This window comes from Exiguobacterium sp. s163 (genome assembly GCF_018617135.1).
Lineage (GTDB): Bacteria > Bacillota > Bacilli > Exiguobacteriales > Exiguobacteriaceae > Exiguobacterium > Exiguobacterium profundum.
In genome coordinates this window covers 505,416-526,670 of the sequence record NZ_JACSJN010000001.1, presented here as the reverse complement: position 1 = coordinate 526,670, position 21,255 = coordinate 505,416, and the positions used below count along the sequence as shown (strand labels likewise).

At 48.1% G+C, this 21,255-nt stretch carries 32 protein-coding genes; 29 read left to right on the top strand and 3 right to left on the bottom strand.

The genetic code is table 11. The annotated features are described in order from the left end of the window. Window positions 1-77 precede the first annotated feature (77 nt). From KNO71_RS02790 to KNO71_RS02745, 10 genes are all read left to right on the top strand, one after another. Window positions 78-1,106, top strand: coding sequence for a methionine ABC transporter ATP-binding protein (locus KNO71_RS02790; protein ID WP_012726858.1), 1,029 nt, complete (start codon window positions 78-80; stop codon window positions 1,104-1,106). Next, window positions 1,096-1,758 (top strand): methionine ABC transporter permease, encoded by a 663-nt coding sequence (locus tag KNO71_RS02785; RefSeq protein ID WP_012726857.1) that lies wholly within the window; start codon window positions 1,096-1,098, stop codon window positions 1,756-1,758. Before KNO71_RS02790 ends, KNO71_RS02785 begins: the two co-directional genes overlap by 11 nt. A gap of 30 nt (window positions 1,759-1,788) precedes the next feature. Continuing rightward, on the top strand, window positions 1,789-2,622 hold the full coding sequence (locus tag KNO71_RS02780; RefSeq protein WP_012726856.1) for a MetQ/NlpA family ABC transporter substrate-binding protein: 834 nt from the start codon (window positions 1,789-1,791) through the stop codon (window positions 2,620-2,622). Between the two features lie 101 nt (window positions 2,623-2,723). Continuing rightward, on the top strand, window positions 2,724-3,938 hold the full coding sequence (locus KNO71_RS02775; protein WP_214687163.1) for an MDR family MFS transporter: 1,215 nt from the start codon (window positions 2,724-2,726) through the stop codon (window positions 3,936-3,938). A 178-nt stretch (window positions 3,939-4,116) separates the two neighbouring features. Beyond that, window positions 4,117-4,878, top strand: a complete 762-nt coding sequence (sufC, locus tag KNO71_RS02770; protein ID WP_143180266.1) for a Fe-S cluster assembly ATPase SufC — start codon at window positions 4,117-4,119, stop codon at window positions 4,876-4,878. Window positions 4,879-4,890: 12 nt separating this feature from the next. Beyond that, window positions 4,891-6,159, top strand: coding sequence for a Fe-S cluster assembly protein SufD (gene sufD, locus KNO71_RS02765; RefSeq protein ID WP_074036358.1), 1,269 nt, complete (start codon window positions 4,891-4,893; stop codon window positions 6,157-6,159). A 1-nt stretch (window position 6,160) separates the two neighbouring features. Beyond that, entirely contained in the window at window positions 6,161-7,381 is a 1,221-nt protein-coding gene (locus tag KNO71_RS02760) for a cysteine desulfurase (protein WP_214687161.1), read from the top strand. After that, window positions 7,371-7,805: a Fe-S cluster assembly sulfur transfer protein SufU gene (sufU, locus tag KNO71_RS02755; protein WP_026825487.1), complete on the top strand. Its 435-nt coding sequence runs from the start codon at window positions 7,371-7,373 to the stop codon at window positions 7,803-7,805. The genes KNO71_RS02760 and sufU overlap by 11 nt, the downstream gene beginning before the upstream one ends. Before the next feature lie 19 nt (window positions 7,806-7,824). Continuing rightward, entirely contained in the window at window positions 7,825-9,222 is a 1,398-nt protein-coding gene (gene sufB / locus KNO71_RS02750) for a Fe-S cluster assembly protein SufB (protein ID WP_047795116.1), read from the top strand. 125 nt (window positions 9,223-9,347) lie between these two features. Beyond that, complete coding sequence (locus tag KNO71_RS02745) at window positions 9,348-10,241, top strand: hypothetical protein (protein WP_214687159.1); 894 nt, start codon at window positions 9,348-9,350, stop codon at window positions 10,239-10,241. A gap of 35 nt (window positions 10,242-10,276) precedes the next feature. On the opposite strand, the gene KNO71_RS02740 is transcribed toward KNO71_RS02745, so the two are convergent. Next, complete coding sequence (locus KNO71_RS02740; RefSeq protein WP_214687157.1) at window positions 10,277-11,485, bottom strand: tyrosine-type recombinase/integrase; 1,209 nt, start codon at window positions 11,483-11,485, stop codon at window positions 10,277-10,279. Between the two features lie 214 nt (window positions 11,486-11,699). Between KNO71_RS02740 and KNO71_RS02735 the strand changes: the two genes are divergently transcribed. The 3 genes from KNO71_RS02735 to KNO71_RS02725 all read left to right on the top strand — a co-directional run bounded on the left by KNO71_RS02735 (window position 11,700) and on the right by KNO71_RS02725 (window position 12,936). Next, window positions 11,700-12,047 (top strand): helix-turn-helix domain-containing protein, encoded by a 348-nt coding sequence (locus KNO71_RS02735; protein ID WP_214687155.1) that lies wholly within the window; start codon window positions 11,700-11,702, stop codon window positions 12,045-12,047. A 22-nt stretch (window positions 12,048-12,069) separates the two neighbouring features. Next, a complete protein-coding gene (locus KNO71_RS02730) occupies window positions 12,070-12,597 on the top strand; it encodes an ImmA/IrrE family metallo-endopeptidase (protein WP_214687153.1) in 528 nt (175 codons plus the stop codon). A gap of 180 nt (window positions 12,598-12,777) precedes the next feature. Then, window positions 12,778-12,936 (top strand): hypothetical protein, encoded by a 159-nt coding sequence (locus tag KNO71_RS02725; RefSeq protein WP_214687151.1) that lies wholly within the window; start codon window positions 12,778-12,780, stop codon window positions 12,934-12,936. A 98-nt stretch (window positions 12,937-13,034) separates the two neighbouring features. On the opposite strand, the gene KNO71_RS02720 is transcribed toward KNO71_RS02725, so the two are convergent. Next, complete coding sequence (locus KNO71_RS02720) at window positions 13,035-13,493, bottom strand: SHOCT domain-containing protein (protein WP_214687149.1); 459 nt, start codon at window positions 13,491-13,493, stop codon at window positions 13,035-13,037. A 384-nt stretch (window positions 13,494-13,877) separates the two neighbouring features. Between KNO71_RS02720 and KNO71_RS02715 the strand changes: the two genes are divergently transcribed. Further along, a complete protein-coding gene (locus KNO71_RS02715; protein ID WP_214687147.1) occupies window positions 13,878-14,042 on the top strand; it encodes a hypothetical protein in 165 nt (54 codons plus the stop codon). 15 nt (window positions 14,043-14,057) lie between these two features. On the opposite strand, the gene KNO71_RS02710 is transcribed toward KNO71_RS02715, so the two are convergent. Continuing rightward, window positions 14,058-14,444, bottom strand: coding sequence for a helix-turn-helix domain-containing protein (locus KNO71_RS02710; protein WP_214687145.1), 387 nt, complete (start codon window positions 14,442-14,444; stop codon window positions 14,058-14,060). Between the two features lie 153 nt (window positions 14,445-14,597). On the opposite strand from KNO71_RS02710, the gene KNO71_RS02705 reads away from it, so the two are divergent. From KNO71_RS02705 to KNO71_RS02635, 15 genes are all read left to right on the top strand, one after another. Beyond that, window positions 14,598-14,813 carry a helix-turn-helix transcriptional regulator gene (locus tag KNO71_RS02705; protein ID WP_214687143.1) on the top strand — a complete coding sequence of 72 codons (216 nt, stop codon included), beginning with the start codon at window positions 14,598-14,600 and terminating at the stop codon, window positions 14,811-14,813. Between the two features lie 55 nt (window positions 14,814-14,868). Next, a complete protein-coding gene (locus KNO71_RS02700; RefSeq protein WP_214687141.1) occupies window positions 14,869-15,627 on the top strand; it encodes a phage antirepressor in 759 nt (252 codons plus the stop codon). Window positions 15,628-15,717: 90 nt separating this feature from the next. Beyond that, entirely contained in the window at window positions 15,718-15,942 is a 225-nt protein-coding gene (locus KNO71_RS02695; RefSeq protein ID WP_214687139.1) for a hypothetical protein, read from the top strand. Between the two features lie 13 nt (window positions 15,943-15,955). Beyond that, window positions 15,956-16,234 carry a group-specific protein gene (locus tag KNO71_RS02690; RefSeq protein ID WP_214687137.1) on the top strand — a complete coding sequence of 93 codons (279 nt, stop codon included), beginning with the start codon at window positions 15,956-15,958 and terminating at the stop codon, window positions 16,232-16,234. A 95-nt stretch (window positions 16,235-16,329) separates the two neighbouring features. Continuing rightward, entirely contained in the window at window positions 16,330-16,530 is a 201-nt protein-coding gene (locus KNO71_RS02685) for a hypothetical protein (protein WP_214687136.1), read from the top strand. Beyond that, window positions 16,530-17,084, top strand: a complete 555-nt coding sequence (locus KNO71_RS02680; RefSeq protein WP_214687135.1) for a hypothetical protein — start codon at window positions 16,530-16,532, stop codon at window positions 17,082-17,084. The genes KNO71_RS02685 and KNO71_RS02680 overlap by 1 nt, the downstream gene beginning before the upstream one ends. Continuing rightward, the gene (locus tag KNO71_RS02675; RefSeq protein ID WP_214687134.1) at window positions 17,081-17,326 is read left to right on the top strand and encodes a hypothetical protein; all 246 of its coding nucleotides are present in this window, start codon (window positions 17,081-17,083) and stop codon (window positions 17,324-17,326) included. Before KNO71_RS02680 ends, KNO71_RS02675 begins: the two co-directional genes overlap by 4 nt. Continuing rightward, window positions 17,301-17,675, top strand: coding sequence for a hypothetical protein (locus KNO71_RS02670; protein ID WP_214687133.1), 375 nt, complete (start codon window positions 17,301-17,303; stop codon window positions 17,673-17,675). Before KNO71_RS02675 ends, KNO71_RS02670 begins: the two co-directional genes overlap by 26 nt. Further along, entirely contained in the window at window positions 17,672-18,112 is a 441-nt protein-coding gene (locus KNO71_RS02665; RefSeq protein ID WP_214687132.1) for a single-stranded DNA-binding protein, read from the top strand. Before KNO71_RS02670 ends, KNO71_RS02665 begins: the two co-directional genes overlap by 4 nt. A gap of 33 nt (window positions 18,113-18,145) precedes the next feature. Continuing rightward, on the top strand, window positions 18,146-19,252 hold the full coding sequence (locus KNO71_RS02660; RefSeq protein ID WP_214687131.1) for a DnaD domain protein: 1,107 nt from the start codon (window positions 18,146-18,148) through the stop codon (window positions 19,250-19,252). Further along, complete coding sequence (locus tag KNO71_RS02655; RefSeq protein ID WP_214687130.1) at window positions 19,249-19,398, top strand: hypothetical protein; 150 nt, start codon at window positions 19,249-19,251, stop codon at window positions 19,396-19,398. Before KNO71_RS02660 ends, KNO71_RS02655 begins: the two co-directional genes overlap by 4 nt. Continuing rightward, on the top strand, window positions 19,395-19,724 hold the full coding sequence (locus KNO71_RS02650; RefSeq protein WP_214687128.1) for a hypothetical protein: 330 nt from the start codon (window positions 19,395-19,397) through the stop codon (window positions 19,722-19,724). Before KNO71_RS02655 ends, KNO71_RS02650 begins: the two co-directional genes overlap by 4 nt. A 127-nt stretch (window positions 19,725-19,851) precedes the next feature. Continuing rightward, a complete protein-coding gene (locus KNO71_RS02645) occupies window positions 19,852-20,109 on the top strand; it encodes a hypothetical protein (protein ID WP_214687126.1) in 258 nt (85 codons plus the stop codon). A 155-nt stretch (window positions 20,110-20,264) separates the two neighbouring features. Continuing rightward, window positions 20,265-20,723 carry an ArpU family phage packaging/lysis transcriptional regulator gene (locus tag KNO71_RS02640; RefSeq protein ID WP_214687123.1) on the top strand — a complete coding sequence of 153 codons (459 nt, stop codon included), beginning with the start codon at window positions 20,265-20,267 and terminating at the stop codon, window positions 20,721-20,723. Continuing rightward, on the top strand, window positions 20,720-21,253 hold the full coding sequence (locus tag KNO71_RS02635) for a Holliday junction resolvase RecU (protein WP_214687122.1): 534 nt from the start codon (window positions 20,720-20,722) through the stop codon (window positions 21,251-21,253). Before KNO71_RS02640 ends, KNO71_RS02635 begins: the two co-directional genes overlap by 4 nt. Window positions 21,254-21,255: the final 2 nt, after the last annotated feature.

Genomic DNA, 21,255 nt, shown 5'->3' with positions numbered 1-21,255 from the left:
CAATCGTTGTCCGTACGATAAAGTGCGCACGTTTGCTCAAACGTGCGCGCTTTTTTTGTTGTCAGGAGGGAAAGGTATTGATTCAATTACGAAACGTCGCCAAATGGTTCGATACGAAGAATGGTCGTGTCCAGGCGGTCGATGATGTATCACTAACGATTGATCGCGGTGAAATTTTTGGAATAATCGGATATTCGGGGGCGGGGAAGTCGACGCTCATCCGATTACTCAACCGTCTCGAGTCTCCGTCAAGCGGTGAAATCGAGGTCGCCGGGAGTGAGCTCACGAAGCTCAGCCCGAAAGAACTACGGGGAGTTCGCAAGAACGTCTCGATGGTCTTCCAGCACTTTAATCTTCTGTGGTCGCGCACGGTCGCAGAAAACATCAGTTTCCCACTCGAACTGATCGGGGTTCCGGCAAGTGAGCGGAAACGACGCGTCCAGGAACTCGTCGAGCTCGTAGGTTTGGCTGGTCGTGAGGATAGCTATCCATCGCAACTGTCGGGCGGTCAAAAACAGCGAGTCGGGATCGCCCGCGCGCTCGCTACCAATCCTGAGGTTCTCCTCTGTGACGAAGCGACAAGCGCGCTCGACCCGAAGACGACGGATTCGATTCTCGAACTGCTCGTCAGCATCAATAAGAAACTCGGATTGACGATTGTCCTTATCACGCATGAGATGCACGTCATCCAAAAGATTTGTCACCGTGTCGCCGTGATGGAGGCCGGAAAAGTCGTCGAGACGGGTCAAGTTTCGGACGTGTTCCAACATCCGGAGCAACCGATTACGAAAGAATTCGTCAAGCAAATCGGGGCGGTCGACGATCTGTCGCTCACGTTCGAACATCTTAAAGAACGGTATCCGAGCGGTCAAATCGTCAAATTGAAATTCTTGAACGAGACGGCAGAACAACCGATTTTGTCTGACGTCCTCAAGACGCATGATATCGGATTCAACATCATCGGCGGGAACGTGACCCAGTCACAAGTCGGTGCGCTCGGTACGCTATTCATCCAACTGATTGGGGAAGCAAGTGAAATCGAACGTGCCATCACGTCGATTCGTTCGCAATCCGTAGAAGTGGAGGTGGAAAGCGATGTTTCCTAACGTAGATTGGCAAATTATGATGGAACAGACTTGGGAGACGCTGTATATGACGCTCGTCGCAGGTGTGGCGACGTTTGTGATCGGACTCGCTTTAGGTTTGATTCTCTACATTACAAACGAATCACTTTTATTGAAGAATCGTCCGATTTACGTTTTCGTCAGCGCGATCGTCAACGTGTTCCGTTCGATTCCGTTCATCATCTTAATTATCTTACTCATCCCGTTCACGTTGTTCCTACTCGGTACGATGCTCGGTTCGACGGCGGCGCTTCCTGCGCTCATCATCGGAGCGGCACCGTTTTACGCTCGGATGGTCGAACTTGCGCTTCGTGAAGTCGACCGTGGCGTCATCGAGGCGGCCGAATCGATGGGAGCGACGAAATGGCAAATTATCTATAAAGTCTTGATTCCGGAAGCTCTTCCGGCAATCGTGTCGGGACTCACGGTGACCATCGTTGCCATCGTCGGTTATACGGCAATGGCGGGAGTCGTTGGGGGTGGCGGACTCGGGAACTTGGCCTTCTTGGAAGGGTTCCAACGCTCACAAAACGATGTCACGTTCGTGGCGACGGTGCTCATCTTGATCATCGTATTCGTCATCCAGTTCATCGGTGACCGACTCGTCACAAAAATTGATAAACGTTCAGCTTAATCACACATATACCATTTGGAGGGATTCATTATGAAAACTTGGAAAACAGTACTCGGATTGACAGCTTTATCAGCATTCACGGTTCTCGCAGCTTGCGGCGGGGAAGAGGCAGAAACAGGTTCTGGCGATGACAAAACATTGATCGTCGGTGCGTCAAACGTACCGCACGCTGAGATTTTAGAGCACGTACAAGAAGAATATGAAGCAAAGGGCTACAAACTCGAAATCAAGAAGTTCCAAGACTACGTGCTTCCAAACAAGACGCTCGCGAGCGGGGAACTCGATGCGAACTACTTCCAACACGAACCATACCTCAAGTCACAAATGGCTGAAAACAAAGACTACAAATTCGCATCAGCAGGTGGCGTCCACATCGAGCCAATCGGTGTCTACTCACAAAAATACAAATCGCTCGACGAGCTTCCTGAAGGTGCGGAAATCATCATGAGCTCATCGGTCGCTGACCACGGACGAATCCTTACGATGCTCCAGTCAGAAGGTCTCATCACGCTTGCTGAAGGCAAAACGGTCGATGCGACGGTCGCTGACATCGTCGACAACCCGAAAGACTTGAAATTCAAGACGGACGTGGAAGCAGCACTTCTTCCGACGGCTTACAACAACGGAGAAGGCGATGCGGTCCTCATCAACACGAACTATGCGATCGACGCAGGTCTCAACCCACTTGAAGATGCAATCGCACTCGAAGGGGAAGATTCACCATACGTCAACTTGATCGTCACGCGTGAAGGGGACGAAGAAGATGAGCGCGTCAAAGCACTCCTCGAAGTATTGACGTCTGAAGAGACACAACAGTGGATCTTGGACGAATACAAAGGTGCGGTCGTACCGGTCAAACAATAAGTCATCTCGACTCAGGAGTCTTCCTCCTGGGTCTTTTTTTGTCTAGTGTTCTTTCATAAAGAGAAGTACACTACATATATGAAAGAAAAGGGGGGATTTGGATGAAGCTCAGACAGATTCATCCACTGACGTGGGGCGTCCTGTTCGGGACGTTTTTTGCACGACTGGCGACGTTTTTTGTCATGCCATTTTTTGCGATCTATCTAGCTACGCTCGGCTTTTCAGCGAGTGTGATCGGAACGATCTTTGCCGTGACGGCACTTTCAGGTCTGTTCATGAGCTTCTTTGGGGGGACACTCTCTGATCGGTATGGACGAAAACAACTCATGTTGATTGGGATCGTGCTGAATGCCGTCACGTTCGCTGGTCTCGCACTTGCGACGGAACTGTTTTGGTTTTACATGTTGTCGATGTTGATGGGGACGTCACGATCATTCCTAGAACCGGCTTCGCGTGCGCTCATCAGTGACACGACACAGGCGGACCAACGGGTCATCGTCTATAACGTCCGTTACTTCATGATCAATATCGCCGCGGCCATCGGGCCACTCTTAGCTGTCGTTTTATCACTCACCGGTGTGAAGACCGCGTTCTTCGTTGTGACGGCTGTCTACATATTATACGGAATCATTATCTCGACCCTGTTTTACAAATATCCGTTTGAAGAAGGGGACGGAATCAAGGCACGCCCGCGCTTGACGGAGACGTTTCGTGTCCTGAGAGATGACCGAACGTTTCGGGCGGTCATCATCGGGATGATCTTCGCGATTATCGGTTATAGCCAGTTCAATTCGACGCTCCCGCAATTCATCGCGCTACGCGATGGATTAGAAGAAGGCTCGAGATTATTCGCCTACTTATTAACGACGAACGCCATCACGGTTCTCATCGTCCAATATCCGATTATGCGTTTCGGGATTCGTGTCTCTCCGATCAAGTCACTCTTTTTCGGGATTTCGACCTTGTCATTCGGGCTTTTGCTCATCGGTTTTGCGACGGTCGAATGGGTCCTCTTTGTCGCAATGGCCATCTTTACCGTCGGTGAGGTGTTGATGTTCACCATGACGGACGTCTTGACAGATGAACTCGCGCCGGAACATTTACGGGGCACTTATTTCGGGGCGATGGGATTGACGTCACTCGGACAGACAATCGGACCGATTATCGGGGGTGTGTTACTCGATACATTCGGTCAGTCATCGCTTCCTGTATTCGGAAGTTTGGCGCTCTTGACGGGATGTGGTGCCTTCTTCTTCGCGGCTGCCGTACGAGAGCGGAAAGCAGTCCTCGCACTCGTCGAAGAAAATGCCGGATAATGTCTTGATTTCCTACTATTAGCATTCTCAACTTTTATCATTCTATTGAGAATGAATTCTAAGGTGAGTCGCTTGAAATAAAAAAATGACTAGTCTAAGATTAGAATATATCTAATCTACGCCATTCACTATGGCGAGAAAATACGGAAGGGGTATCCGAATGTCTAACGTACCACAAATGAAAATTGATGACCTCCGCGTCTCAATCGAAGGAAAAGAGATTGTCAAAGGTCTTAACCTAGAAATTAAAGGTGGCGAAATTCATGCCATCATGGGTCCTAACGGGACTGGTAAATCAACACTCGCATCAGCACTCATGGGTCATCCACTTTATGAGGTCACTGGGGGAAGCGTCGAATTAAACGGCGAAGATGTCCTCGAGATGGAAGTCGACGAGCGCGCACAAGCAGGGATGTTCCTTGCGATGCAGTACCCGGCTGAAATCAGTGGTGTCACAAACGCGGACTTCTTGCGTTCGGCAATCAACTCACGTCGTGAAGAAGGTCAAGAAATCTCGCTCATGAAGTTCATCCGTGAACTCGATGCGAAGATGGAACTTCTCGAAATCCCTTCAGAAATGGCACACCGTTATTTAAACGAAGGATTCTCAGGCGGTGAGAAGAAGCGTAACGAAATTCTTCAAATGATGATGATTCAACCGAACATCGCCATCTTGGATGAAATCGACTCAGGTCTTGATATCGATGCCCTTAAAGTCGTTGCCAAAGGCGTAAATGAAATGCGTTCAGAAGAGTTCGGCTGCTTGATCATCACGCACTACCAACGTCTCCTCAACTATATTGAGCCAGACTTCGTACACATCATGATGGACGGGAAAATCGTCATGTCTGGTGGTAAAGAGCTCGCACAGCGACTCGAGGCAGAAGGTTACGACTGGGTGAAGCAAGAACTCGGAATGACAGTAGACACAGAAGCGTAAGGAGGCTGTACGATGACCGTACAATTTGAATTGGATGCACAAGCGTTGTCGGCACGTGCAGAAGCGCTCGGCGGACCAGCATGGATGGTCAACCGTCGTAAAGAGGCAGCAGAACTTGCGCCGACACTTGCTTTGCCAAAAGTTGAAAAAATTAAGATTGATAAGTGGGACTTCACAGCGGGAGATGTCGAGCTCGAACAAAAAGACGGCTTGACAGCGGACATCGAATCACTCCTCGGAGACCACCGGACAAACGTGCTCGTTGAACGCAACGGTCATGTCGTCTATAACGAATTGTCGATGCCTGAAGGCGTTTTGTTCATGGGAATCAAAGAAGCGATGGAGCAACATCCTGAGCTCGTTGAGAAATACTTCATGACGGAAGGCGTACGTGTCGATGAAGAACGTCTTTCGGCGTTGAATGCTGCCCTCACAAACGGTGGTGCATTCATCTACGTACCGAAAAACACGCAATTGAAAGATCCGCTTCAAGCGATCTTCACGATGGAACAGGCGAACGGTGCCCTCTATCACCACACGATCCTCGTCGCTGACGAAGGTAGTGAAGTGACATACATCGAAAACTTCCTTTCTGGCACGAATGAACCGCACACGGTCAACGTCGTGACGGAAGTATTCGCTGGAGAGAACGCGAAAGTCGTCTTCGGTGGTGTCGATCAGCTCGCTGAATCAGCACTTACGTTCATGAATCGTCGCGGTGTCGTCTATGCGAACGGTCGCCTCGATTGGGCGCTCGGTCACATGAACGACGGGAACTCGGTCGTCGAGACGAAGACTCACCTCGTCGGCGACAACACGTATTCAGATACAAAAGCTGTGACAATCGGTCGCGGTGCACAGAAACAAAACTTCAACATTCGTACCGATCACTTCGGGAAAGCATCTGAAGGGTTCATCTTGATTCACGGTGTCCAAAAAGACGCAGCCACTGCAATCTTCAGCGGGACATCGATGATTCACCACGGTGCGTCAAAATCGAACGGTGTACAAACAGAGCGCGTCTTGATGCTCTCTGAAAAAGCACGTGGTGATGCCAACCCGATTCTTCTTATCGATGAAGATGACGTTATGGCAGGTCACGCAGCGTCTGTCGGTCGTGTCGATGATGTTCAATTGTACTACTTGATGAGCCGTGGTTTGTCTCGCCAAGAGGCAGAGCGTTTAATCATCCACGGATTCTTGACGCCTGTCGTCGAAGAACTCGCAATCGATTCGGTCAAAGACCGTCTCCGCGAAGTCATCGAAGGGAAAGTACGTTAAGATGTTGAACGCCTCGATTCGTGAACAGTTTCCGATTTTAGATCAGGAAATCAATGGACACCCGCTCGTTTATCTTGATAGCGCGGCGAGCTCACAAAAGCCGCTCGCTGTCATCGAGGCGATCGAGGACTATTATCGTCGCAACCATTCGAACGTGCATCGTGGCGTCCATACGCTCGGGACGCAAGCGACGGATGCGTATGAAGGGGCACGCGAACGCGTCCGCTCATTCATCCATGCGGCGGTTCCTGAAGAAATCATTTTCACTCGTGGAACGACGACGGCCATCAACTTGGTCGCATCGAGCTACGGAGATGCGAATGTCGGTGAAGGCGACGAGATCGTCCTCACTCCGATGGAACATCATGCGAACTTAATCCCATGGCAACAACTCGCCAAGCGAAAAGGCGCGACACTTCGTTACGTCGAGCTCACGCCGGACGGACGTGTCACACTCGATGCCGTTCAAGCGGTGTTATCGGATCGGACGAAAATCGTTGCGATGAGCCACGTCTCGAACGTACTCGGGACGATTAACCCGATTGCCGAAGTCGTTCGACTCGCGCATGAAAAAGGTGCTGTCATGGTCGTCGATGCCGCGCAAAGTGCACCGCACCGAAAATTGGACGTCCAAGCACTCGACTGTGACTTCCTTGCCTTTTCTGGACATAAGATGCTCGGACCGACTGGGATCGGTGTATTATATGGGAAGAAGCAACTCCTGAAAAACATGGAGCCGGTCGAGTTCGGTGGCGAGATGATTGACTATGTCGATTTATATGAATCGACGTGGAAAGACATCCCGTACCGTTTCGAAGCGGGAACACCGATTATCGCCGGAGCGGTCGGACTTGCGGCAGCTATCGATTTCTTAGAAGAAATCGGTCTTGAAAACGTTGAAGCACACGAACGTGAACTCGCGTCTTACGCAATCGAGCAGATGAAAACGATTGAAGGGATCGAGATTTACGGTCCTGAAGATCGCGTCGGTCTCGTCACGTTCAACTTGAAGGACGTTCATGCTCACGACCTCGCGACTGTGCTCGATATGCAAGGTATCGCGGTTCGTGCCGGTCATCACTGTGCACAACCACTCATGCGTCTTTTGAAGCAATCATCGACGGCACGGGCGAGCTTCTATTTGTATAACACAAAAGAAGAAGTCGACCGCTTCATCGAGGGATTACGTCAAACGAAGGAGTATTTCAATTATGAGTTTTAATAATCTCGACATGTTGTACCGCCAGGTCATCATGGATCACTATAAAAACCCAAGAAACCGTGGCGTCATCGAAGATGGCGTGACGGTGGACTTGAACAACCCGACGTGTGGGGATTCGCTTCGTCTTCAACTACAGGTCGAAGACGACATCGTCAAAGATGCGAAGTTTGAAGGGGAAGGCTGCTCAATCAGTCTCGCCTCGGCATCGATGATGACCCAAATCGTTAAAGGAAAAACAGTAGAAGAGGCGCTTCAACTCGCCAACATCTTCTCTGAAATGGTTCAAGGAAAAGAGTACGACACGGATACGTTTGACCTCGGTGATATCGAGGCGCTCTCAGGCGTATCGAAATTCCCGGCTCGAATCAAGTGTGCCACGCTAGCGTGGAAGGCGCTTGAAAAAGGAGTAGACGAGGACGCGTAAGGAGAAGGAGGAGACCGATATGGCAAAGAACATGCCGGAAATTGGCGATTATAAATACGGCTTCCATGATCGGGACGTTTCGATTTTCCGTTCAGGCCGTGGCTTGACGACAGAAATCGTAGAGACGATCTCGCGCATGAAAGAAGAGCCACAATGGATGCTCGACTTCCGTTTGAAGTCGTTGGATCACTTCAACAAGATGGCGATGCCGACATGGGGCGGAGACCTCTCGGCACTTGATTTCGACGAAATCACGTACTATGTCAAACCATCTGAAAAGACAGAACGCTCATGGGACGAGGTACCAGAAGAAATCAAACGTACGTTTGACAAGCTCGGTATCCCAGAAGCAGAGCAAAAATACTTGGCAGGTGTCTCGGCTCAGTATGAGTCTGAGGTTGTCTACCACAGCATGCAAGAAGACTTCGAAGCGAAAGGTGTCATCTTCAAAGATACAGACACAGCCCTCAAAGAAGACGAAGAGATCTTCAAAGAGTACTTCGGGAAGTTGATTCCGCCGACGGACAACAAGTTTGCGGCCCTCAACTCAGCAGTTTGGTCGGGTGGCTCGTTCATCTACGTACCAAAAGGCGTGAAACTCGAGCAACCGCTCCAAGCTTATTTCCGCATTAACTCGGAAAACATGGGTCAGTTCGAGCGTACGCTCATCATCGTCGACGAAGGCGCATCGGTTCATTACGTCGAAGGCTGTACGGCACCGGTTTACACAACGAACTCGCTTCACTCAGCGGTCGTTGAGATCTTCGTCAACAAAGATGCATACTGCCGTTACACGACAATCCAAAACTGGGCAAACAACGTCTACAACTTGGTAACGAAACGTGCAGTCTGTGAAGCGGGTGGATCAATGGAGTGGATCGATGGAAACATCGGCTCGAAACTCACAATGAAATACCCGGCTGTCATCTTGAAAGGGGAAGGCGCACGTGGGATGACACTCTCAATCGCCCTCGCTGGTAAAGGACAGCACCAAGACGCTGGCGCGAAAATGATTCACCTCGCACCGAACACGTCTTCGTCAATCGTCTCGAAATCGATTTCGAAACAAGGCGGAAAAGTATCGTACCGTGGAATCGTCCACTTCGGCCGTAAGGCGAAGGGCGCACGCTCGAACATCGAGTGTGATACGCTCATCATGGACAACGAGTCGACGTCAGATACGATCCCGTACAACGAAATCTTGAACGACCAAGTGTCGCTCGAGCACGAAGCGAAAGTCTCAAAAGTGTCAGAAGAGCAACTCTTCTACCTCATGAGCCGTGGAATCTCGGAAGAAGAAGCGACAGAAATGATCGTAATGGGCTTCATCGAGCCATTCACAAAAGAATTACCAATGGAATATGCGGTCGAAATGAACCGTCTCATCAAGTTCGAGATGGAAGGTTCGATTGGATAATCGCTTAATCCCAGTGTTTTAAGGGCTGTTTTGAGGTCTAGTTTTGTTCTAGCCCTCAATCAGCCCTCATTTTTGTTTGGAAAGAGATTCTACCGTAAATTGAAATATCCGAAAGAGGTGGTGGAATGGATTATACAGCTTTGTACCCTTTTACAGTTCAATGTAGTAGATGTGATAGAGCATGGTCGTTCTCGGAAGATGAATTGCAAAGTGTTGATTTGACATGCCAGGATCCTGATTGCGGTTATACGTTCAACGTCTATGAAGGATTAAAGACGGGGTTGAAAACAGTAGACGGGATTTTTGGGAACACATTTCTAGCCAATGGAATGCATAACTTGATGATCGATGTTAAAATTGGATTCACTACATATTTCAAACTGCCGCAGTCGACAATGAAAGTATATGATGTGATGTTGATTCCGGTTAGAGATTCTTTTAAAGCCGGTGTAGTTGATATCACAACCGATGGTTTCTTGATCTACACCTCATTAGAAGAAAGTGGAGACACTACTCTTTTTGGAAAGACGACGCCGCTCTATGTGATAGTAAAGTCAAAAATTATTGATTATGATTATGATTTACCATGGTTACATTTACTTCAGTATTCATTAGACCAATTCATTCAAAAGAATTACCTCACTTGTATCCTCTTATCAGAAATTACGTTTGAAAATTTTTTAGACACTATGCTTAGGCATAGATATATAAATATAGGTCTGGACGAAGATACCGTGGGCAGAATATTGGTATCAACTAATCTACCGAATAAGGTAAATCCCTTATTTTATAACATGTACGGTATCAAACTTTCTGATTCACCTTACTGGAAGAAGTGGGAGAAGAAAGTACTGAAGTGGCGTAACGATATTGCGCATGGTGCTAAGACATCCGCTACAGAAGATGAAGCAAGGTTTGCCTATGAGACTATAATTGATAGTATGTTTTATCTCATTGAGGGTATCGATAATTATTTGCGTGCCAATGGTGAGCCTCGAGGACTGTTTTATAAAATTTAAAAGGTGAATAGAAAAAGCTTCATTCAAACAATTTATTAATTGCTTGAATAAAGCTTTTTTGACATCTTGATTGAGGCTTCCGAGAGGCTATCTATTCTCTTTTCGTAAAGTTCCATTGCATCATGTTCAATTTTCTTCGAAACATGAAGATAGATGTTCATCGTAATTTTTGTATCGGCGTGACCAAGACGATCAGCCACATACTTCACGTCCGCACCTGCTTCTAATAAATGAACAGCGTGCGAGTGACGGAGTACATGTGGACTGATATGCTGCACGCCGCTCTTTTTACAGGCGTCCCTCAGATAGTCCCTCACGATGCTCGTTCGGAGCCATTTACCGTTCGGGCTGTGAAACACGAGGGGGAGTTCAGGCTTCTTGTAATTCGGATAGGCGAGATAGACCTCTTTCTGGCTGGTCCGGTGTCGTTGCATGAGTTCCTTGGTCTGGGAATCGATCCGCAACGTTCGGTTCGCCTTCTTCGTCTTCGGTTTCGTCACCTTGAGTTCCAACTTCGAACCGAATGAAAGGGTCTTATTCACGCGGACGGTGCCGGCGTCCAAATCGATATCCTCCCACTCGAGCGCCAACGCCTCGCCGACACGAAGACCGGTCCGGGCAATCAGCGTGAAGAGGGCGAGATATTGGATGGAGCGCTTGTACTTCCCGTGCGGTGTCGCCTCGAGGTAGGCGAGCAATCGATTGAGTTCGTCCATCTCGAGGAACTCCAATACATCGTCGTCCTCGTCCGGTGTGTCGTCCCGTTTCGATATCCGGATACGGTGGGCGGGGTTCTTCTCGATCAGATTCATGTCCAGCAGCGCATGGTCGAGGATGCTTGAGAACGTCGAATGGAACGAACGGACGGTACCAAGACTATATACTTCGACCTTCTCATTGATCCATTTCTGGTACATGACCCGATTGATGTCGATCAATCGATATTCCCCGAACTGAGGGATGAGGTGGTTTTTGACGGTCCGGCTGATTCGATCGTAGGTCGACTCCTTGACGTGCGGTCGTTTGAACGTTTCGAGCCATTCGAGGGCGAAGGTGTCGAAGCGTACGTTCTGGTCCATCACGAACGTATTATTCAACAGCTTAGATTCTTCTTTGGCCGCAGCCATCTGAGCCTCACGCTTCGTCGTGAAGTTGCTTCGGGATCGCTCGCGTCGCTTTCCGCCCTCGTCATAAAAATAGATGCGGTATTGCCATTTTCCGTTTCGCTTACGAAAGATTGCCATATCATTCACTCCTCTCGATGTAATAATATTCGAAAAACCAGTGTATTATAAGTGCTAAAAACTTAAAAAAAAGAAAATCTTTAGATTTAGTTCAACAAAATTGTTGAATTAATAAATAGAATTGTGTATATTAGAGTTAAGAAGTATCTCACGACTCCTACAAATTAAGAGTGTATTTTGTTTTAAATTCGAGGAATCAAAAGGAGGTAACGTTGTGCTTACTCCATTCGGAAAGTTTTGTCGCAAGCTACGTATTGATCGCAATGAAATCTTGAAAGACATGGCTTCCAAATTAAACGTCACCGTATCATATCTATCGGCGGTTGAAAACGGAAAGAGAAGTGTCCCAGCAGAATGGGAAACAGTTATTTTTCAGACATATAACTTGGATGATCTTCAGCGATGGGAACTTAAAGAATCGATCATTGAAACTGAGAAGGTGATTGCATTTTCTTTAAATGAAACGGGCGAAAATAACCAAGTTTTACTCAAGGCATTGGCGCGAAAGTCTGAAGATATTTCTGAAGAGCAATTAAAAAAAGTTTTTGATATTCTTAAATAATCTAATTCGGCCGGAGGTTACGATGACGCAATCACAATATAAAACGAAGCCATTATCGAGAAGAGACATCAGGACGTTAGCGTTTGTATTAAGACGAGTCTTCGGGCAGGGTAACAATATGCATCTTGATATTTTGGATGCGCTTGAAAGCGGAATGGTCAGAATTTTTGGCGACGATTTTGAGTATGAAGTGGTGGAAGAACATGAGATGAGTGACTATGCTATGTATCTACCCGATTACAAGAAAATCGTGATTCGAGAAGATGTTTATGAGAAAGCCTTGGCAGGAAATCCGAGGCACCGTTTTACACTAGCTCATGAAATTGGACATGCGATTCTTCATAATGATGTCAAAAAGCTTGCGCGTGTAGACGGTAAACTTCCTATTATCAAAGCTTATGAAGATCCTGAATGGCAGGCTAATGAATTCGCCGGTGAATTGTTGGCCCCGGAACATCTGATTGCAGGACTGACTATTGAGCAAATTGTCGAACAATGTGGCGTTTCAAGAGAAGTCGCGGTACGACGTTTCAATAATATTAGAAGGTGAGGGAACGAAATGGGTAAAAAAAATAGCCCTTGTAGAGGGCCGACGAACTAAGATACATTAATTTTGTTTGCTGCATCATGTTCTTGTACATAACTTTGACGGGTTCGTGTACTTGTATATGATAACAAAGTTATCGGTCCTTCTACAAGTAAAAACTTGTGTAGAAGGGATATGATATTCATGTCAAAGGTAGTTTACAGTGAAAAGTTCGGTTGTTACGGGGTCTTTCGTGCTTGGAGAATCGATCCACGTACTCAACAAAAGATTTACGCTAAGACATATGGTAAGAAAGCTTGGTTCATCCCAGTGAGCGAGCTTGAATCCGATTCGAATGAATAATAAAACCTTTAGTTCGAGAGCAGCACTCGAACTAAAGGTTTTATTATTGTTTCTAAATAAAATTAAGAACGATAAAATTAAAAAATTTGAATTGAATCTTAGTTACTTAAGAGTTTTGCTTTTTGAGTGTCAAATTCTTCTTGGGACAAAACTCCTGCATCGAGTAATTGTTTTAACTTTAGCAATTCATCAGCGATGGAAATCGTTGTAGCTGCAGTCTGATTAGTGCTTGGTTGATTCATGAGCTCTTCAACGTAATCCCGAAGTTCAAGTGCTTGATCATATTCAGGTTTATTGAATATCACCGTATTCTCATCTTTCACAGCATCCATCACCCCAGTGGAGTCTTTACTACCTGAGAAGATGAACTGGATGTATCCAGTTGTTAAACCTGGCTTTTTGACTTGGACACCTGAGAGTGAATTTATACGAATATTTTTATCTCCACCTCCATTATTAATACGGTTCATCAAACCACGACGAGAAATCTTGATGAACCCATTTTCGATTGTTACAGTAGTTTTTCCATTCGTTTTAAAATCAAATACTTTACTCATTTTTCATCCTCCTGCAATCTTTTTCCTTTATTGTAGCACCCGTCCTAAAATTACCCATGAATGTTACTAGACATTTCTATTGAGAATCGTTCGACAAAAATATGTTGTTTTAGGAACTTTGTCGAACATCTCAGATTGTCTCATTTAGGAAAATGGTTGAAAATATTTTGTGTTGGGCTCATACTGAGTACATAAACAAGAACAAGTGTTCTTAATTTTGTTTTAAAGAGCGAACATTGAATTATAAAAGTATTTTTTGTTGACGATGTCAACACTTATGTATTATGATATTTAGTTATTTATGTTGACTCGGTCTTTTTGTGGTGTTATCTTAACGATGAGAAATAAATACATGAACGGTCGTTCGTAGATGGAGGGGTTTCTTTGGCTGACAATAATAACATGAGTTGTTATTTGAGTACGAAAACTGGACTCGTTAAACTGGTGGGCAAGAAAGATAGCGAACTTGGAAAAATCATCTTCTATCGGCTTGATGAGATCACCCAAAAAGACGCATTGGAAAATAAAGATAAAACATTAAAGCGATGAGGCCTAGTAATGGCATCATCGCTTTTTCTTTTCTGATTCAATTTGGTAATTAACGAAATCAATGATGGAATCAATTTTTTCCTTGCTAAGGTTCTTGAGTTCTTCATTCGAAAAATGAAGGCCGATAATATCCTCTTCTTCCGATTTCTTATTGATGTATTCCTCAAGTGTCATGTCTGGATCATCGATTCTTCCTAATAGATAATCAAACGAAACATTTAATCGCTCAGAAATTTTTATTAGTTTTTCTTCATTCGGAAAACTAACGCCGTTTTCATAATTTGAAATAGTACCTTTCGATACATCGATTACCTTGGCTAATTCATCTTGAGAAATCTTTCGAGCTTTTCTTGCGCTTCTAAGTCTTTCCCCAAACATATACGTCCCTCCAGAAACAATCATCATATCTTCCTCCTTATAGAGTACAAGTTTTTTGTATAGAGCGGAACAGTTCGAAAAGAAAGTACAAGAAAATTGGTTTTTAGTATTGACGTACAAGATATTTGAACTTAATATAAGGGTACAAGGTTCTTGAACGAAAGGCGGTGATGAAAAATGGTAAGTACTAAAAATCAAACTTTAATCGAACTTAGAAAATCTCTTGAAATGAACCAAGAGGAGTTCGGTAACTACTTAGGCGTTGCGAAATCAACAGTCTCTTATTGGGAAAATGGTGGCACGCCAAGTGGTAAGCGTATTGTGGACGTCTCGAGAAAATTAGGTCTGAACTTCGGAAAATATTTTTTTGGGAATCATGTTCAAGAATCTTGAATAAAGATACTATATATTACCCGGTTTCCTATTAACTCATACAGGAGGTAACGCAATGTACCAGCTATCAAAAGAATTTGAAGGTCACAATATTCGGATTGTAGGGACAAAAGAAAATCCGTTGTTCGTTCTGGCTGATGTATGTAAGGTGCTCGATCTATCGACCCCAGCTCGAGTGAAAGAACGATTATCCGATGGGGTGAGTTCAACTCATACCATCATGGATTCATTGAATCGAGTACAAGAAGTCACGGTCATTAACGAAGATGGATTATACGACGTCATCCTCGACAGTCGCAAACCACAGGCGAAGCGATTTCGGAAATGGGTCACCTCGGAAGTCTTGCCGTCTATTCGCAAACACGGAGCTTACATGACGCCTGAAAAAATCGAAGAGGTGTTGCTCAATCCGGACACGATTATCCAGTTGGCCCAGAACTTGAAAGCAGAGCAAGAAAAGCGGGTCGAAGCCGAACGGATCATCGCAGAACAGCAGCCACTTGTCGAATTCGCGAATACAATCGCCAATGATAAGAGAGGCATTTTGATTCGCGACTTCGCTAAGGTTATCAGCAAACAAGGGCTTGTCATCGGAGAAAAACGCTTATTTCAATGGATGCGGACTAACGGTTACCTCATGCGAAATAACCGACCGTATCAGCGTTACATTGACATGGGAGTGTTAGAACTTGTAGAACGCCCGGTCGTTCGCACAGCGGGAACGGAAATCTCCTTCACGCCTAAAATCACTGGGAAAGGCCAAGAGTATTTCTACAGCAAGTTACGTGAGGAGTTCCGAGCAGTGAGCGTGTAACAGTCAAGCATCATGAGACCCCGGGAGCTAAAGAGCTGTCCTCAATTTTTTAGGAGATGTACAAATTAAAAAATGAACGGAGTTGGACAAATGAACAAGCACACATTGATCACGAAAGAAAAAATCGCGTTCGATACGTATGGAGGAAAAGAGGTTGTGATCAACACCTTGGAACCTCCTCAATCTGAAGAGGAAGAAAGTGCGGTCCTGTTAGAACTCGGTGAAGAGTACGCGTTTCTGAATCACGGCGACATCGACAATCTCATCAAGGCGTTGACAACCGCCAAATTACTGAACGAAATCCGTGACAGCTGAAAGGAGAGTCGACATGCTACAGATCCACATCGACGAGAACGAGATTCTCGACATCGCCAAGGCGCAGATCCGACAGCACATCGAACAGACGCACGCCGACGTGTTCCTCTGGGACATTGAGGAACTGTGCCGCCAAACGAACCTCAGCAAGTCGTTCATCTTGAAATCGTTCTTCTATGAGGAGGACTTCCCGAAATATCGGGCTGGTACCAAATGGCTCATGGTGGGAGAGGAGGTGAGGGCGTTTTTGAAGGACTGGCTCAGACGCCAGGACAAGAATTTGAACAAATAAAAAACCGCGTCGCCCAAACGGACCACACGGCTACACATAAACCTGAACAGTTCCAGTGTAGCACGGGCGGCGCGAGTTGAAAAGGAGAGGGCAATATGCATCTGCAACAAAAACTGGACACTATCCGCTACGGGCTCATGCTCACGGCGCTCGGGTCGGGACTATGGCTCATGGCCACGATGAATTCACGCTTCGAGTACTGGGTCATCCCTGCCGTCGCGTTCGTGATGAGCGCCGTATTTTACGGGTCGCTACACATAATCGACGAGGATATCGAGGAAGGGGCGAGCGAGTGATGTCAAACAAACGAGCAAACATTCAAATCTCGGATAAGCCGACCTTGATTAACTTTCACTCTGGAAGTGAGTATTTCGGGGTCGTGCAATATAAAGGAATCATCTTGACCATCGACGGCAAACGATACGGCGTCCTTCCAATGATTCACTCGATTGCCGTCGTGAACCCCGAAACGGGCATCCGCCTGCTGCAGACGAAAATGCCTGAATGGTTCAGATTCGGTTCAAGTTCTCGTGTCATCGATCACCTAGACCGCGACTACATTATGACGGAGGTCGCACTCCTGATCATCCAACATGCCAAGCATACCGAGCAATCAGACTCTGAAGAGTTTGATGTCCGGAAAGAGATGCTCGAACGTCCGGACGAGCCGGTCGCCAAAATCTACATGCCCGATACGAATCCTTACATCGAAGCGGGTTGGTACAAGGTACAGTTTGATTCTGAACGACAGGGAGCGGCACTCATTGCCGATCCGCCACTGTTGCTGACAGAAGAAGTCATCAATCAATGCATTCCTTTGGACTCATCGGAGGAGGTGAACACCGAGTGAAAACTCAAAACGAACAACTCGATGACCTCTACAAAGATGTGAACCGCCTCGTCGAACTTGCTGCAGATTTGGACGACATCCAGCAGGAACTGAAGAGCCTGTCACGAGCGCATGGGAAGCGTAGCGGCTATTACTCGCTCACCATCGCACAAAAACAGGTGGACAAGTTGGTCAACGGCATCCAGCGCGAAATCAATGAGATGGAGGGTGGAACAGATGAACTCGCTCAACCTACGACGTAAGTACCAGAACATGCTCCGGATGAGCCGGCATCGCCTTCGGATCCACAACAACAAGCTCGTCGGACAACTTCACGCCTCCGGCATGGATGGCAGCCATACCATGCGCCGTGATGACGGCATCGTCTGGCTCTATCTGAATAGGGTGGACGGGAACTTGAAGCGGGTGAAAGAACGCATCCGTGAATACGAGCTCGAGAACGGCGTCGGATATGAGCTGTTGCTCAACCCAAAAGGTTTTAACCCAAAGTGTGACTGGGTGTGGGTCGTGCCGAAGCATGAGACCTTCTACCGAGAAGGGGACGAACAATACGAGGCGGATACCGCCGGAAAGAAAGTAGGGAGTCAATGATCAACCGAGTCGTATTAGTAGGTAGGCTGACACGCGACCCTGAGATGCGCTACACCCAGTCGGGCATCGCCGTGACACGCTTCACGCTCGCCTGTGACCGCCCTTTCAGCGGACAGGACGGGAAACGGGAGGCGGACTTCATCGATTGCGTCGTCTGGCGCAAGCAGGCGGAGAACGTATCGAAGTATCTATCGAAAGGGAGCATGGCCGGCGTCGACGGTCGTCTCCAGATCAGCAGTTACGAAGGACAAGACGGACAGAAACGATATCGCGCCGAGATCGTCGCGGACAGTGTGCGCTTCCTCAGCTCCAAAGGGGATGGGCGCCACAGTGCACCGCCACCGAGGGACGATGAAGCGCCACCGGCAAAAGGTGGGTTCGACCAACAACCCTACTCGGGTGGCATCGATTTGTCAGATGATGATTTGCCTTTCTAACGACCTTGCTTATAACAGAACGGAGTGAACGAAATGAGCGTTTATCGCACAGTGCAGACAGACTTTTGGAAAGACCCGAAAATCATGGAGGATTTTACACCCGAAGATAAACTCTTTTATCTCTACCTCCTCACGAATCCGAACACGACACAATGCGGCATCTATGGCATCACGAAGAAGGAGATGGCCTTCCAGCTCGGCTATTCGACCGAGACGGTCAACGCCCTCATGGACCGGTTCATCTCCTATCACAAGCTCATCGACTATCACGTCGAGACGAGAGAGCTCGTCATCTTCAACTGGGCGAAGTACAACTTCAAACGAGGTGGAAAACCGGTACAGGATCTCATCAAGTCTGAGCTCGCCAAAGTGAAACATCAACCCTATATCGAAATCGTCGGAAAACACGTCCCGATATACGGTATCCGTCAGGTCTACGAATCGTACTACGTATCGTATGACGAATCGTGCCACGAATCGCATGACGAATCGTCGGACGAATCGACCCACCAATCGTGCAACGAATCGTCAAATGAAGAATCGCTCAACCAAGCCATTCCGAAAGAAAATGACGAATCGTACCACGAATCGTATGACGAATCGTCCGAAAAAAACGGACAAACAGAAACAAAAACAAAAACAGAATCAAAAACAGAAACAAAACCACAACCACAACCACAACAACAAGAAAAAAGACAACTGACGAATGATGCGCCGGCGGCGGAACAGTTGAGTGACCTGACGAGCTTTTATCAAAACAATTTGGGATTGGCGACACCGCACACCATCTCCATGCTCGAAGGCATGATCGAGGATGCCAGTTACGAGGCGACACGTTATGCGCTCGAACAGGCGGTCATCCAAGAGAAGCGGTCACTCAACTATGTCAATCGCATCGTCAACCGATGCATCTCGCAGAAGCTGTTCACCCTGTCCGCCATCAAACTCCAAGAACAACGTCGCCAACAACAGCAGACCGGCACGAATCCCGACTCCAAGACACCGGAATGGCTCGCCGAGGAAGAACGCGAGTCCCGCGAGCACGCGGCACGGAAGAAGGCGGAACTCGAGTCGGAGGTGCCGGACGATGACGAGATTGAAGCGATGCTGCAGGGACTGAAGGGCGGGACGACCGCTTGACGCAAGACCGCAACGACCGAATCGAATCACTGGAACGTGAGATGCGACGCTACGAGGCGAAGGGTGACGACATCGTCGCCCGGTGCCTGCGCCACTTCTCAGAACAACTCAAACAAATCGAACGGAACAGGAGTGAACGAACATGAGAGCAGCAGAGATGGATCCGCACGTCTCTTATCTCGCCTTCGAGGGAGAGACGCCACGGCGCATCATGCGTGACGCGAGAGGACAGGTCTTCTCGTTCGAGTGGGTGGACCTTGGGTACAAGGTGGACGGAAAGACGGTGTCGGCCATGATCCCCGTCCTCCTTTCGGCGAACGGACAGCTCGGCAAACATTATCGCATCGAGCGCAAGTGGAAGAACCGGGACGTGTTCGACTATCCGGACGCGACCGGACGGGCGGCGCTGACGATGCCACGGGCGGCCGAGCGCATCGTGAAATACCAGATGGCGGCGGGGAACCCGCTATGAGAATCTCATACACCGCCGAACAGGACACAAAGCAGTCGCAATATCTCGAATCACGGGCAAGTCAACGCAAGACACTACATCGCATCCAGTCGCAAATCATTCGGCAAAGGCGGAAAGGGGTCAAGGCATGGGCGGCATCGTTTATCGCAAAGTGGAGGGGGACACGGTCCATCTGATCATCGTGTCCAAGGACATCACACGACATCGCGTCGAGGGAGGTGTACTGGTCCACGTCGAGAACTGGCTCTGCCCGATCGAAACGGCAGAGCTGCTCTATCGGGAACAGGACGAATGGTCACTCGACGGGGAACCGTATAGATCGGTGGTGACGAGATGGAAAGAAAAACACGAGGCGCGAAACCGAGGCGCCCGGACAGAGTCCTGAGATACAAGGGCACCAAAGAACAATATCTGACGAGAATAGAAGGCACGCAGGTTGTCCATCAGTACATACCATTTGCCACACATCAGGAGACGCAACGACTCGTCGACCAAGGGTGGAGACGCCTATCAATCTAGCAGACAAAGGAGCAGGGGTGAATGGACCATATCGTCGACCAAAAACTATCGAAGACGGCGCGTAAGATCGCGGAGCAGAAGCTGAACAACTTCTTCACGCTCCCGATCCGCATCGACCACTTGGAGAGCCGACTGGTCACCGCGACGACGCCGAACTATCAGACGAGTGAGGGGCAGAGCCACAAGGCTCCCTCATCGCCCGTCGAGAAGGCGGTGATCGCCAAGGAGGAACTTGACCACGCGCTCGCAGAACTATCGGAGCTCGTCTATCTCCGTAAACTCCTCGAGGAGACACAGCCGGAATTGATCCGCATCTGGGACCTCCGTTTCCGGAAAGGATTACGCAACACCGACGCCATTGTCATCCAGGAACTCGGTTATGGCAACCGACAGAGCTACTTCAACGACCGTGACGCACTGCTCGGCAGAATCGCCGACGTGTTCGGGCTCTGGGACGACCTGAGGGGAGGGAAATCATGAAGATCAGTCCACGCAACCGCGGACAGCGATTCGAGCAGATGGTCGACCTCGCGAACCACACGTATCGTCTGAAGCGAATCGCCCACGTCCGGAAGACGTTCCCGGAATCGAAGATCCAGCGCGATAAAAAAGGCACCATCCAGAAGCACTGGTTCGAACGCTCCGGAGGGCTCGACTACATGGGCACCGTGAACGGGCGGTTCATCGCCTTCGACGCCAAGTCGACACGAAAGAACTACCTGTCCGTCGACAAGGTGACCGACGAACAGTACACGGAACTGAGACGCGTTCTCGACTTCGGCGGGATGTCGTTCCTGCTCGTGCACTTCGAGCTCCACAGCGAGACTTATCTCTTGGAGGCCGAGGATGCCCTCAGGTGGCGTAACAGCACTGAGCGTAAGTCTATCCCTATCGAATGGTTCCGCGAACGTCAGACGCATCGAATTTACAGCCGGAACGGCATCATCCTCGATTACCTTGACCCAATCGCCGAGGAACTAGCATTCAAATCACACACATCGGAGGAATAAAT